Origin of the sequence: Halomonas sp. TG39a, assembly GCF_000744395.1 — a bacterium.
Taxonomy (GTDB): Bacteria; Pseudomonadota; Gammaproteobacteria; order Pseudomonadales; family Halomonadaceae; genus Vreelandella; species Vreelandella ventosae_B.
Genome location: NZ_JQLV01000001.1, coordinates 14,931 through 28,060 on the forward strand (window position 1 = coordinate 14,931; position 13,130 = coordinate 28,060).

Here is a 13,130-nt window from a genome sequence, read left to right on the forward strand (position 1 = left end):
CAATTGTTGAGCGGGGTTTTTAACGCTTAGCGTTTAGCGGCTTAAATCAATCAGCCAGCTTGCGCCGTTTTGCTACCACCACCGTGCATCTTACGCTGCATCATGAATAGCACGATACCAATCGCAAGGCCGGCAATGTCGGTATAGATACCGCCGTAGATTAAAAACAGCGCGCCTACCAGCATGACGACACGCTGCACTAGGTTAACGGGGCCAAAGAACCACGCTTGAACCATACCAGAAAGCAGCACAATACCTAGCGTCGCAGTTAACCCAACGCGCAGAATCTGCATCGGTGAGCCTTCCATCAGCATGGCCGGGCTGTAGAAGAACATAAACGGTACGATAAACGCAGCCAAGCCAATCTTGAACGAGGCCACCGAGGTGCCCATGGGGTTATCGCCAGAGATACCGGCGGCGGCATAGGAGGCCAAGGCAACGGGCGGCGTAATCGCTGAGACGACCGCAAAGTAGAACACGAAGAAGTGAGCAATTAGCGGCTCAATGCCGATATTGATCAAGCCTGGCGCGACCACAGAAGCGGCCACCGCATAGGCGGCAGTGGTCGGCATCCCCATACCCAGCAGAATACTAATCAGCATGGCGAACACTAGCGCCAATAGTTGGCTAACACCTGCTAGTCCCAGCAGTAGCGATGAGAAGCGCGCGCCAACACCGGTCAACGAGATAACCCCGACGATTAAGCCCGCACAGGCACACACGGCGATAATCTGAATCGACATGGTGCCCGCTATTTGCAGCGCTTTAAGAATCGCACGAAATCCCATTTTATTGGGTGAAAGCCAGCTAACCACCGCGGCTGAAGCCGTCGCCAGGGTGCCGGCGCGAATCACCGAATAGCCCATAAACAGCGCGACAATCAGGATAATAATCGGCGCAAATAGGTAGACCTGCTTGACCAGCTTAGAGAACAGCGGGATCTCATCTTTGCGCATCCCGCGCATGCCTTTACGGGCGGCTTCAAAGTCGACCATAAAGTAGATAGAGGCAAAATACAGAATCGCCGGAATGACCGCGGCAAGGGCAATTTCGGTGTACGGAATGCCGGTCACTTCCGCCATGATGAACGCACCCGCGCCCATAATCGGCGGCATGATTTGCCCGCCAGTTGAGGCGGCGGCCTCAATGGCACCCGCGCTACGTGCGGGGTAGCCGACTTTCTTCATCAATGGAATGGTCAACGAGCCGGTGGAAACCACGTTACCTGCCGAGGTGCCGTTAATCATACCCATCAAGCCAGAGGCAAAAATAGCCACCTTGGCCGGGCCACCACGGGCGCGGCCTGCTGCGGCAAAGGCAAAGTTAACGAAGTAATCGCCGACTTTAGAGGCCTGGAGGAAAGCCGCAAAAATAATGAACAGAATAATATAGGTCGACGACACCGCAGTGGTGGGGCCGAGAATACCGGCGTCGGTATACACCTGACTAAAGAAGCGCTGCAGTGACAGCCCCGGATAGCCCAGAAAGCCCGGCAAATAAGGGCCGGCAAAAACGTAGGTCAAAAAGATCGCGGAGATCACTACCAACGCTAAACCCGCTACCCGGCGGGTGAGCTCCAGAATCAGCAATGAGCCCGCGATGGCCGCCCAGGAGATGCCTGAGGGGGCGAAAGAAGTGCCCGTCGACATACGGATATTGGTGTTATACGCCACCAGTAAATAGCCAGCGCTGGCCAGTGCACAGACCATCAGTACCAAATCGGCAGGGTTGAAGCGATGCCGTGCCTGACTATAAAACCATGACAGGACAATTGCCCCCGCGGTGGTCGCCATGAGCGGGTAGCCGTAGTGCCAGTTTTCGACGCTCGGGTCGATACGCATGGCACCGCCGCTGAGTGTCTGATACATCAAAAAGACTTGCGCCAGAGTGTAGGCGGCGGGTATCAGTAACGCGTAGCTCACCCACTTAATCCAGGCACCTGATGCTTGGTGATCGTCATCGGCAAAGCGGGCACCGGCAAATAGCCCGTAACCGAGAATAAGCGCGCCGGCAATATGCACGATACGAAACGACCAGGTTTCCATCGGATACACGTTGAGTGAAATCAGATGGAAACTTGAGTAAGCGATCGCTAATGCCGCAAATAGCAGGAATTGCCAGCCGGTAAACAGGCGGCGATTGGGTTCAACAAGGTCTTCATCGACACCATCGGCAATGGACTCGGGTATCGCTGACGCCGCGTGGGCATCATCTTTGAGGTCATCGGGTTCTTGGTCGGTTTTGTGACTCATTAGAGTTCACCCTCACAGCAAAAGCAGACAAAGGGGTAGTAGCAGCGAAAGCTGCCCCGCCCGGCAGGGCCGGAAACGGGGCAGTTAGAACGTTGAAGGTTGCTTAGTTGATCATGTCATCATCAATTTCATAGCCGTTCTCTTCGTACCAGCGTGCCGCGCCGGGGTGAAACGGCAGCACGGTGTTGTGCTTGATGTTTTCTGGAATGGTGGTTTCAGCACTGCGGTGCACAGAGCGCATGCGGTCATTGTTTTCCATGGTGGCCTTGGTGACTTCGTAGACGAAATCTTCCGGCAGGTCGCAGCCCGCAATAGCGAAGTTCCACATGGAGACAGCGCGAGCGTCCTCTTCCAGCGTTGTGTAGGTGCTGGCCGGGATCATGAATTCAGCAACGGGGAAGTTTTCTAGCACCGTGGCCAGCTCTTCTTCGTTAAATTCGATGATATTGACGTCAGTTTGTACTTCCAACTGGCTAACGGCGGGAATCGGAATGCCGGCAGCGAAGGCAACAACGTCAAGCAAGCCATCCTGCAACTGGCCGCCCAGATCTGACCAACCGCCGTTGCGGCGCTCAAAGTCAACGCCTAGCGTTTCTAGGATTGCTGGGAAGTAGGTGTCAGAGGTTGAGGCAGCCGGGCCAAAGCCGATGCGCGCGCCATCAGGAATGTCGGAAATTGACTCGATACCGCTGTCAGAAAGCGCGGTAATGGAGAACGGCGTTTCGTACATGGGGAACATGGCGCATACATTGTCCATTGCCATGCCAGGCGCTAGCGGGCTTTCACCTTTAACGGCATCAGAGGCGGGGCCCATGGTGGTTAAACCAAATGCCATGTCGCCCGTGTGCACAAGTGCCAGGTTTTGAGTGGGGCCGCCGGTGACTTCACCGCCGCCAGATACGCCTAACTCATCGGCAATAAAGTTCGCCCAGCCTGAACCGTAAACGAAGTAGGTGCCACCTTGGCTAGCGGTGCCAACAGTGAAGTTGTCGGGCCACCCGGAACGGTCTTGAGCCTGGGCGCTGCTGGCCGCTGCGACAAGCAGGGCGCTGCTGGCGAGGAGAGTGAACGTTTTAGGCATATGTTTGCGCATGGCGAAAATTCCTAGCTGTTATTGGGGTTATATACTGACGGCCTCTATTAATACCGCCAGTGGATACTGCATTAAGCAGGTATGCCTGTATATAACAGCGATAGTTGTGCCATTTAAAGTTTGTTCTTTTAAAATCAGTTATTTATAAATTTTTTATTCAACTTTGGTGGCAAGTGCTAACAGCTGAAGTGTCCGAGTGTTCGCACGATGACGGTTTTTTTGTGTGCGGATAACCGCACACAAATTGAGTTGTCCGTACGCTAACGGCTATAAGTCGGGTCGTAAACGTAGGGCTACCCGGCTGGTGAAAGTTGAATAGGCCAGCCGTGGTGGCGAGGAGATAAGGGTGAGGGGATAGAAATGAGGTGTTAACGCGAGGGTTTACCTGGATCTAGAATGCGCACGGGCTGCACATCCTGCTGCTTCTGATCATCGCGTACCTGATTGACCCGGGTGGTCATTTCGGTAAGTGCGTCTTCCTCAATGGGTAGTTGCTCGAAGAAATCGCAGCTGACGCATTCCCGGTAGCGAATACCGTTTTGCTCCCAGGCGCGGACACGGTCCATCGCCGCACATCTGGGGCAGGTAACACCGGCGATAAATCGCTTAATAGTCGACATGAAAGACTCCTAGGTTCTTCATACACGGCGCTCACAAAAGACGCCGCGCATGAAGAAAGTGTTTAAAAGCGTGCTTGAAAGCGCATTAAGCCGCGCGAATGCCGCTATGGCGCAGCAGTGGCTCAACGCTCGGCTCACGGCCCCGAAAGGCGACAAACAGGTCGGCGGCATCGCGGGCGCCGCCCTGCTCAAGAATTTCGCTGCGAAAGCGTTGGCCTGTTTCGGGATCGAAAATCCCAGCCTCTTCGAAGGCACTCCAGGCATCGGCTGACAGTACTTCCGCCCACTTGTAGCTGTAGTAACCGGCCGCGTAGCCACCCGCAAACACATGGCCAAAGCTATTCTGGAAGCGGTTGAACGGTACTTTCGGCAGCACAGAGACCGCTGAACGCACTTCATCCAGCAGCGCTTGAACATCGCTGGCGCTGGGGGCGCTAAGCTCATGGTGTAAGCGCAGGTCAAACAGCGAAAACTCGATTTGGCGCATCATGCCCATGGCCGACTGAAAATTCTTGGCTGACTGCAGGCGCTCAAGAAGCTCTGCAGGTAGCGGTGCGCCGGTATCTACGTGCTTGGCGAGTAGATCTAAGCCTTCACGCTCCCAGCAGTAATTTTCCATAAACTGGCTGGGTAGCTCGACCGCATCCCAGGCGACGCCGTTAATGCCGGAAATATCGGCGATCTGCTGCTGGGTTAGCATATGGTGCAGGCCGTGGCCAAACTCATGGAACAGGGTAGTGACTTCATCGTGGGTGAGCAGTGCAGGGCGGCCACTTACCGGGGCAGTGAAGTTGCAGGTAAGAAAGGCGACCGGCAGTTGCAGCCCCTGCTCCGTTTGGCGGCGTACTCGACAGTCGGCCATCCAGGCGCCACCGCGCTTGCCTTCGCGGGCGTAGAGATCGAGATAAAAACCGGCAATCGGCTGGCCATTTTCGGTGATACGGAAATAGCGCACGTCATCATGGTAGCGAGGCGCCTGGGTATCTTCTGCAAAGCGCACGCCGTATAGACGTTCAACGACCTGAAACAGACCATCGACCACTTGGGGGGCCGGAAAATAGGGGCGTAGCTGTTCTTGGGAGATCGAATGGCGCGCTTCGCGCAGCTTTTCACTGGCATAGGCAACGTCCCACGGCTCCAGCGTCTCTAGGCCTAGTTCGTCTCGGGCGTAGTCACTGAGTTCAGCAAACTCTTCCTTCGCTTGAGGCAGCGCACGGCGGGCCAAGTCGTTGAGAAAATCGAGCACCTGCTCGGGAGAGTCCGCCATCTTGGTGGTCAACGAGTAATCGGCGTAGGTGACAAAACCCAGCAGCTGGGCCATTTCACTACGTAGCGCCAGGATCTCTTCCATGATCTCTGCGTTATCGAACTTGCCCGCATCCGGGCCTTGATCAGAGGCACGGGTAACGAAGGCGGTATACACCTCGCGGCGTAGCTCGCGGTTATCGGCGTAACTCACCACCGGAAAGAAGCTGGGGAAGTCTAAGGTAATGCGATAGCCCGGCACGCCTTTGGCCTCGGCGGTGGCTTTCAGGGTGTCGAGAGCACTTTCCGGCACCCCCGCTAATGTTTCTTGGCTATCGATATCCTTGTGCCATGCCTGGGTGGCATCTAGCACGTTATTGGAGAACTGGTTGGATAGCATGGAAAGCCGTGACTGAATTTCGCCATAGCGGGCTTTCTTATCGGCGGGTAGGTCAACGCCGGCCAGGCGGAAATCGCGCAGGGCGTTCTCTACAGTACGCCGTTGGGCGGCCTCCAGGTGCTCCCATGCGGGGCCATCTTTCAACGCTTGCCAGCCATGGAACAGGCCTTCATGTTGGCCTACCCAGGTGCCAAAGTCGGAGAGCTTCTCAAGGCATGCCTGGTACGCTTCGCGCATTTCCGGCGAGTTCATGGTGCCATTGAGGTGAGAAACAGGGGACCACATCTTGGTGAGCCGATCATTCACCGCTTCAAGGGGGGCCGCAAAATTGTCCCAGCTGGGCGGGGTGGCGGCTGCTTGTTCGGCGAGGTGATCAATGGCCTCGCGGCTTTCGCTTAGCAGCGTGTCCACGGCAGGCTCCACGTGCTCAGCGCGAATCTGGGCAAAAGGGGGGAGCTCGTGCGTTTCAAGCAGCGGATTGGTGGACATGGGTACCTCGATTGGCAACATTTTTAAGATCGTTAGGGAGCGCAAAAACACGCAACAATAATGACACAGTGCGGGCGGTTAAGCCGTGTTTCAATACTAGGTTCAACACTGGGTTTAATGCGACGTTCAATGCGGGACACAATGTTAGGTTTAATCTCAGGGTTTGGCCTGCGCGCAAGTGCCTGCTAGTCTTGCCGCCTTTTAATGCCACCAATGGCAGGAGCATGTGATGAGCGAGACGCTGGAGCGCTGGGGGTCGAAACGGGCCTTTATCTTGGCGGTAACAGGTGCTGCGGTGGGGTTAGGCAACATCTGGCGCTTCCCTTATGTGGCGGGAGAGAACGGCGGTGCGGCGTTCCTGCTGATTTACGTGGCGTTTGTGCTGCTGCTGGGTATCCCAGTCATGATGGCGGAGATCCTGATTGGCCGCGCCGGCCGGCGGGGGCCGATGCAAGCCTTGGGTGCCCTGGCAGCCGAGGCTGGCGCATCGCCCCACTGGCGTTGGCTGGGGTTGTTCGGGGCATTCACCGTCTTCTGCATCTTGTCGTTCTACTCGGTGGTATCGGGTTGGTCGATTGAGTTTTTGGTCGCGTCTGTTAACGGCAACTTCAATGGTGCGAGTGCCGCTGAAATTGGCGCTGGTTTCGAGGCTTTTTTAGCCAACCCAGGGCTGCTGATCTTCAATCACTCGCTGTTTCTGTTTATGACCATGACAGTTGTCGCGGCGGGGGTCGCCAAGGGGCTTGAGCGGCTCAATAACCTGCTGATGCCGCTACTCTATCTACTATTGCTGCTATTGGCGGGCTATGCCGCGACCACCGATGGTTTTGCGCCAGCGTTAGCGTGGTTATTCCTGCCCTCTTTCGAGGCGCTGACCCCCTCAGTGGTGGTGCATGCCATGGGCCATGCGTTCTTTACTCTGGCGGTAGGGGCCTGTGCCTTGATGGCCTATGGCGCTTATATGCCGGAAGAGCAAAGCCTGCCTAAAGCCGCGGTCGCGGTCGCGGTGCTTGATATTAGCGTGGCGTTACTGGCAGGGATCGCTATTTTCTCGGTGGTATTCGCCCAAGGGATGGATCCCACCGACGGCCCAGGGTTAATGTTTGTCACCCTGCCGATTGCGTTCGCTGAGCTGCCGTGGGGCTCTGTGTGGTTAAGCGTGTTCTTTTTATTGCTGCTGCTGGCCACTTGGACATCGGCGATTAACCTAGCGGAGCCGATGGTCGCCACGCTGCAGGGCTTGGGGCTACGGCGCAGTATCTCGACGGCGATCGTGGCGCTCAGCGTCTGGTTGATCGGGCTGCTATCAGCCTTCTCTTTTTCAACGCTGGCGGAGTTTCGGCCGCTATTTGGGCGCAATGTCTTCGAGCTAGTCAGCAGTATACCGCCGGATGTTTTCCTACCCCTGGGCGGGCTGCTGATCGCGATTTTCGCGGCCTGGGTAATGCCCCGTGAGAAGGTGGTGAGCGCGTTAGGTGTGGGTGAAAGTGGTTATTTGGTGTGGCGCAATATCATCCGCTGGGTGTCGATTCCGCTGACCTTTATTGTTCTATTGGCGGGGTTGCTTTAACGAATTGCTATAGTGAGTTGATCAATGTCTCCGTTTTCCATCCGACATCTCAGGAGCAAGTTATGAGCAGTGCATTACGGCGCTATCAAGGTATGGAGCCCCAATTGGGCGAGCGCGTTTATATTGATCCGGCCAGTGTGGTCATCGGTGACGTGGTGCTGGGCGACGACTGCTCCGTGTGGCCGATGACAGTGATCCGTGGTGATATGCACCGCATTCGCATCGGCGCACGTACCAGCGTGCAGGATGGCAGCGTGCTGCATATTACCCATGCCAGTGACTTCAGCCCGGATGGTTTTCCGCTCACCATTGGTGATGATGTCACCATCGGCCATAAAGCGATTCTGCATGGCTGCACCCTGGGAAGCCGGATTCTTGTCGGTATGGGCGCGATTGTGATGGATGGCGCGGTCGTTGAGGACGAGGTGATTATTGCCGCGGGCGCCGTGGTAACGCCGGGTAAGCATTTGGAAAGTGGCTATGTGTATGCCGGTAATCCGGCTAAAGCGCTGCGCCCACTGAAAGATAAAGAGCGTGCCTTCTTCCCTTACACCGCAGGCAACTACGTTAAATTAAAAGATCGCTTTCTGGCTGAATCCTCCCTTTAGGTGCCTTAGCTAAATCAACCCTAAGCGGTTGGCCTAGCAACCTTTTTTCTTTATTAGCCATGTCGCGGACGGCAAAAGTCTGTTAATTTATACAGTTTTCTGTTTTGCAGACTTTGGGATGCCGCGTCATGGCTAATTTTCGCACGCATATTACGGTGGCAGCGGCGGGCGGCATGCTGGTAGCTTACGCAGGCTGGAAAGGCCAATGGTGGCCGCCCTCCCAGGCGGTGGTGATGATTGCGCTGGTCACGTTCGGGGGGATTTTGCCCGATATTGATGCCGATCGATCCCATTCTATCCGCTTGATATTCAATCTTCTTTCGGTGCCCGCTCTGGTGTTGGGCGTCCTGTTGCTGCAGCCATGGTTGACGCCGGGAGCGTTGTTGATTGCCTGCGGTGGGATCTATTTTAGCGTGCGCTATTTGGCGGGGGTGCTGTTCTCGCGCTTTACCGTACACCGTGGTATTTGGCACTCGCTGCTAGCGGGTGGACTATGTAGTCTGCTCACCGCTGCGCTAAGTTTTAATTTACTCAACCAGCCAGCGTGGCTGGCTTGGTCTCACGGTGCTGCCACCTTGGTAGGGTTTTTGATCCACTTGAGTTTGGATGAGATATACAGCGTTGACCTTGAAGGCGCGCGGCTTAAGCGCTCGTTTGGAACGGCGCTTAAGCTAGGCGATAGCCGTCGGCCAATGTCCAATCTGCTAATGCTGATTGCGACACTGACCTTGGTGCCTTGGGCGCCGCCCTGGTCGGTGCTGGGCGAGTTGCTGCATCAGGGCTCGCTGCTGTGGCGATAGTCATCGGCATGGAGACCATGCTTTTTAAGCTTGTCGTAAAACGTTTTGCGTGGAATGCCCAAGTGGCGGCAGACGTCGGTTACCCGGCCATGGTAGCGCGACAGCGATTGGCTGATCAGGCTCTTTTCAAACAGCTCTACCTGGCGCGGCAGAGTCGGCTCTTCGGTATCAGCGTTGACCCCTTCCAGAAGCGCATCCAAACGATAGTCAAAGGCAGCGCCCAGCAGCACGTAGCGCTCGGCAAGGTTGCGTAGCTCGCGCACGTTGCCGGGCCAGTCATGGGCCAGCAGAGCGGCAATTGCAGGGCTATCGAGGGTCGGCGCTTCCAGTCCGCTGCGGTTAGCAGCGACCACGGCAAAGTGTTGGAACAGTAAGGGAATGTCCTCCCGCCTTTCACGCAGGGCGGGCAATGGCAGGGTGACGACGTTTAACCGGTAGTAAAGGTCTTCACGAAAATGTCCTTCCTCTGACGCGGTTTTGAGGTCCACCTTGGTGGCTGCAATCACGCGGATATTGAGCGGCACGGTTTCATTGGCGCCTAGCCGCTCGACGCTGCGCTCTTGCAGTACCCGCAGCAGTTTGACTTGCAGCGCCATGGGCATCGACTCAATTTCATCCAAAAACACCGTGCCACCGTTAGCGTGCTCGAACTTGCCGATGCGCCGTTCGACGGCACCTGTGAAGGCGCCTTTTTCGTGGCCAAACAGCTCGGACTCTATGGTGTTCTCGGGCACCGCGCCGCAGTTAATCGCCATAAAGGGGCTGTTACGCCGCCCGCTGCGTTCGTGAATGGCACGGGCAACCAGATCTTTACCGGTGCCGGTCTCACCAAACAGCAGTACATCTGCTTCGACTTGGCTGATGCGCTGAATCATGGCGGCCAGCCGCGAAATGATCGGTGTGCGGCCCACCAGTCGTGGCCCTAGCGCGGCTTGCTGCACCTCCAGCTCGGCTTTAAGACGGTGGTTTTCCAAGCTGAGCTGGCGCTTCTCAATGCCCCGGCGCACCACATCCAGCAGTTGATCACCGGCAAACGGCTTTTCGAGAAAATCCCAGGCCCCGGCGCGCATGGCTTCTACGGCTGTGGAAATATCGCCGTGTCCGGTGATTAAAATAATCGGCAGAGTGGCGTCGCGGCTGTGTAGCTCATGGAGCAGCGCCATGCCATCCATCCCCGGCATGCGAATATCGCTGACAATGACCCCCGGAAAGTCAGGCGTCAACGCCGCCAGCGCTTGTTCTGCGGATTCAAAGCAGTAGGGCGTATAGCCGGCAAGTTCGAGGGTTTGGCTGGCGGTGATCCGCAGATGCGGTTCGTCGTCGATCACCATGACCGGCAGCGTCGACGGCTCATGCATAAGAGGGGATCTCCTGAGGGTGGGTTAACGGTGAGTGGGGCAGGGTAATGGTGAAGCTGGCGCCGCCATCGGGCTGATTAGAAGCCTGCAGCTTGCCGCCTAAATCGTCCATGATACGCGACGAAATCGAGAGCCCCAGGCCTAAACCACTCCCCGGCGCTTTGGTGGTAAAAAAGGGTTCAAAAATCTGCCCTAAGTGCTCCTCGGGGATGCCGGGGCCATTATCGCTAACGCTAATAATGACCTGCTGCTGGTGGCTATGGGCGCCCAGGGTAAGCTGTGGGGCAGGTACGCTTTTCATCGCCTGCAGCGCATTGCCGATTAAATTCACCAATACCTGCTCCAGGCGTACTAGGTCACCTTTGACCCATAGCGTTTCAGCAGGCCAATCCTGAACAATGGTGATATTGCCTTCGCGCAGGCGGCTTTGAAATAGGCGTAGGGCGTAGTCGATACAGGCTTGTACCGAAATAGTTTCCTGGCGCTCGCTGCTCTTACGCGAAAACTGGCGCAGCTGCGCGCTGATATCCGCCATCCGTTCGGTTAGCTCAACAATCTGTTCAAGGTTGGCATCCGCCTTGTCGTGGCGGGCCAGTTCCATAAACCGACGGGCGTTTTCAGCGTAGGCGCGAATAGCCGCCAGTGGCTGGTTAAGCTCATGGTTAATGCCCGCAGCAAGTTGCCCCAGTACCGCGAGTTTGGCCGCTTGAATCAGCTCATCCTGGGTCTGGCGTAGGTTGGCTTCAGCGCGGCGGCGCTCTTCAATTTCATCCGAAAGGCGTTGGTTGCTGGCCACTAGGTCTCGGGTGCGGCGTTCCACGCTGACCTCTAATTCATCACGAACGCGTGCCAAGGTGTTGCGCTCCCGCTCGGCGAACGCTTCACGCTCTCGGCGCAGCCTCAGGCGCTGCCAGCCAATGCCCGCACCGAGAGTGACCACGCCGTAAAGACCACCTGCCATAAGGGCGGCGATCCATTGGGCGCTTATCACCGGCGTTAGCGGCTTTAAAATATGCATTTGCCAACCAAACTCGGGGATATGCCGGGTCAGGCTAAGGTAGTCGCCGTTGCTTAGCGGGCCCTGGGAGAAACTGACCAACTGACTGCCCTGCCGGTAAGGCGCATCGACTTCGATGCCCGAAGGCGTCAGCGGCTCCATGGCATAGCGGCGTGTTGCCCGCAGGCTTTGGCGTTGCTCATCGGTGAGCGGGTAGAGTGCGTTCATGCGCAGCTCGGGGTGGCTGGCCATAAAGATAATGTCGTCACTATCGGTGACAAAGAGCTCGGCATCTTGCTCTGCCCAGCTCTCTTCAACGTCATCTAACAGTACTTTAACCACTAGCACGCCGTCTGGCTGCGCATCGGGCGAGGTGTTGTCTAGCCACACGGGGGACGAAAAGTAGTAGCCCCGCTCAAGCGACTTGATGCCTAAGCCAAAAAAACGCCCCTGGCCCCCGGCAATGGCATCGGTGTAATAGGAGCGAAATGCATAGTTCTGACCTATAAAGGTGTTGGGTCGATGCCAATTACTGGCGGCGACCGTGTCACCATCGCGATTGAGTAAATAGACGTCCGATACCCCCGCTGTAAAACGGAAACGATCCAGCAGCATGTTCAGGGGCATTGGGTCTTGGTTATCGGGAGAGGCCAAAAAACGCTGCACGCCTTCCCGGGTGGCAAGCATTTGTGGCAAGTAGTCATAACGTAACAAATAGCCGTTTAAGTTGGCGGCAGACAGGCGAAGCTCATTTTCCGCTTCGTCCTGTAAGTTAGACAGCGCTTGTTCACGGGCTAATTGGGCGGCCTGCCACATACAAAATAGTAAGCCAAGTGCAATGAGCACCAGCCATAGGCGTCGCCAGCGTGGCGGTAAAGGGGCCGGCGCTTGGCTGTTGATGCCAGCAGCGCTGTTCATGCCGACGTCTTACCACTGCCTTGGGCACGGCGAAGGGCGCGCTGAGCCCGTGTCTCAGCCTTTGCCATCTCAAGTAGGCCTTCTTCAACAAATACCAAGTGTTCATGGGCGCGAGCACGGGCGTCTTCTGCCCGTCCTTCCAAGATGGCGTTGAGCAGGGCTCGGTGTTGCTGCATAAGCTGGGTTCGCGAACCCTCCTTGGCAAACAAGTGAGCCAAGTTATTCACAATGCTCTTTTCCAACAGGTGGAAAATGCCGCGAATGGTATGTAGCAGCAAGACATTGTGGGCGGCCTCAGCAATCGCTAGGTGAAAGGCTGCATCTAGCTTAGCTTCTTGGATAGGATCCGCCCCGGCAAAGCCGCCGTCGAGTTCCTCAAAGCGCTGGATCAGGACGGCCTTATCAGCAGGTGTGGAGCGTAGCGCAGCGTAGTAGGCGGATATCCCTTCCATGGCATCGCGAAATTCAAGTAGATCCAGGTTAAATTCGCCGTGACGGGAAAGCATTTCCAGTAGCGGGTCGGTATACCCATTGCTGAGGTCGTCGTTAACAAAGGTGCCGCCGCCTTGGCGGCTGGTCAGTAAGCCTCGCGCGGCTAATTTCTGGATGGCTTCCCGCAAAGAGGGGCGCGAGACGCCAAAGCGTTCGGCTAACTCACGTTCAGGGGGCAAGCGCTGGCCTGGCTTTAGGCTGCCTTCCAGCATCATGGCTTCTAAGCGCTCGGTAATAACATCGGCCAAGCGCTGTTGGCGGAGCGGTGGGTAGCTCATATTTAATAGC

The 13,130-nt window shown here is 56.4% G+C and carries 10 protein-coding genes; 3 read left to right on the top strand and 7 right to left on the bottom strand.

Annotated elements, in window-relative coordinates:
- Window positions 1-50: 50 nt before the first annotated feature.
- The 4 genes from U738_RS00080 to prlC form a co-directional block, all read right to left on the bottom strand.
- A complete protein-coding gene (locus U738_RS00080) occupies window positions 51-2,252 on the bottom strand; it encodes a TRAP transporter permease (RefSeq protein ID WP_035576434.1) in 2,202 nt (733 codons plus the stop codon).
- A gap of 103 nt (window positions 2,253-2,355) precedes the next feature.
- Window positions 2,356-3,345 (bottom strand): TAXI family TRAP transporter solute-binding subunit, encoded by a 990-nt coding sequence (locus tag U738_RS00085; RefSeq protein WP_035576435.1) that lies wholly within the window; start codon window positions 3,343-3,345, stop codon window positions 2,356-2,358.
- Between the two features lie 368 nt (window positions 3,346-3,713).
- Window positions 3,714-3,965, bottom strand: a complete 252-nt coding sequence (locus U738_RS00090; RefSeq protein ID WP_035576436.1) for a YheV family putative zinc ribbon protein — start codon at window positions 3,963-3,965, stop codon at window positions 3,714-3,716.
- An 85-nt stretch (window positions 3,966-4,050) separates the two neighbouring features.
- Window positions 4,051-6,099 carry an oligopeptidase A gene (prlC, locus tag U738_RS00095; RefSeq protein WP_035576437.1) on the bottom strand — a complete coding sequence of 683 codons (2,049 nt, stop codon included), beginning with the start codon at window positions 6,097-6,099 and terminating at the stop codon, window positions 4,051-4,053.
- Window positions 6,100-6,328: 229 nt separating this feature from the next.
- Here prlC and U738_RS00100 point away from each other — a divergent pair, with 229 nt between their 5' ends.
- The 3 genes from U738_RS00100 (at window position 6,329) to U738_RS00110 (ending at window position 9,077) form a co-directional block, all read left to right on the top strand.
- Window positions 6,329-7,669: a sodium-dependent transporter gene (locus U738_RS00100; protein WP_035576438.1), complete on the top strand. Its 1,341-nt coding sequence runs from the start codon at window positions 6,329-6,331 to the stop codon at window positions 7,667-7,669.
- A gap of 62 nt (window positions 7,670-7,731) precedes the next feature.
- On the top strand, window positions 7,732-8,277 hold the full coding sequence (locus tag U738_RS00105) for a gamma carbonic anhydrase family protein (protein ID WP_035576439.1): 546 nt from the start codon (window positions 7,732-7,734) through the stop codon (window positions 8,275-8,277).
- Between the two features lie 128 nt (window positions 8,278-8,405).
- A complete protein-coding gene (locus tag U738_RS00110) occupies window positions 8,406-9,077 on the top strand; it encodes a metal-dependent hydrolase (RefSeq protein ID WP_035576440.1) in 672 nt (223 codons plus the stop codon).
- On the opposite strand, the gene U738_RS00115 is transcribed toward U738_RS00110, so the two are convergent.
- Genes U738_RS00115 through U738_RS00125 form a run of 3 tightly spaced genes read right to left on the bottom strand, consistent with a single transcriptional unit; the run spans window position 9,053 to window position 13,120 of the window.
- Window positions 9,053-10,435 carry a sigma-54-dependent transcriptional regulator gene (locus U738_RS00115; protein ID WP_035576441.1) on the bottom strand — a complete coding sequence of 461 codons (1,383 nt, stop codon included), beginning with the start codon at window positions 10,433-10,435 and terminating at the stop codon, window positions 9,053-9,055. The genes U738_RS00110 and U738_RS00115 overlap by 25 nt on opposite strands.
- A complete protein-coding gene (locus U738_RS00120; RefSeq protein ID WP_035576442.1) occupies window positions 10,428-12,350 on the bottom strand; it encodes a sensor histidine kinase in 1,923 nt (640 codons plus the stop codon). The genes U738_RS00115 and U738_RS00120 overlap by 8 nt, the downstream gene beginning before the upstream one ends.
- Window positions 12,347-13,120, bottom strand: a complete 774-nt coding sequence (locus tag U738_RS00125) for a GntR family transcriptional regulator (protein ID WP_035576443.1) — start codon at window positions 13,118-13,120, stop codon at window positions 12,347-12,349. Before U738_RS00125 ends, U738_RS00120 begins: the two co-directional genes overlap by 4 nt.
- Window positions 13,121-13,130 lie beyond the last annotated feature (10 nt).

Excerpts from the sequence above, each read along its gene's own strand:
- U738_RS00090 (WP_035576436.1), bottom strand. The coding sequence starts at position 3,965 with ATGTCGACTATTAAGCGATTTATCGCCGGTGTTACCTGCCCCAGATGT.
- U738_RS00105 (WP_035576439.1), top strand. The coding sequence starts at position 7,732 with ATGAGCAGTGCATTACGGCGCTATCAAGGTATGGAGCCCCAATTGGGC.
- U738_RS00115 (WP_035576441.1), bottom strand. The coding sequence starts at position 10,435 with ATGCATGAGCCGTCGACGCTGCCGGTCATGGTGATCGACGACGAACCG.
- U738_RS00100 (WP_035576438.1), top strand. The coding sequence starts at position 6,329 with ATGAGCGAGACGCTGGAGCGCTGGGGGTCGAAACGGGCCTTTATCTTG.
- prlC (WP_035576437.1), bottom strand. The coding sequence starts at position 6,099 with ATGTCCACCAATCCGCTGCTTGAAACGCACGAGCTCCCCCCTTTTGCC.
- U738_RS00080 (WP_035576434.1), bottom strand. The coding sequence starts at position 2,252 with ATGAGTCACAAAACCGACCAAGAACCCGATGACCTCAAAGATGATGCC.
- U738_RS00110 (WP_035576440.1), top strand. The coding sequence starts at position 8,406 with ATGGCTAATTTTCGCACGCATATTACGGTGGCAGCGGCGGGCGGCATG.
- U738_RS00085 (WP_035576435.1), bottom strand. The coding sequence starts at position 3,345 with ATGCGCAAACATATGCCTAAAACGTTCACTCTCCTCGCCAGCAGCGCC.
- U738_RS00120 (WP_035576442.1), bottom strand. The coding sequence starts at position 12,350 with ATGAACAGCGCTGCTGGCATCAACAGCCAAGCGCCGGCCCCTTTACCG.
- U738_RS00125 (WP_035576443.1), bottom strand. The coding sequence starts at position 13,120 with ATGAGCTACCCACCGCTCCGCCAACAGCGCTTGGCCGATGTTATTACC.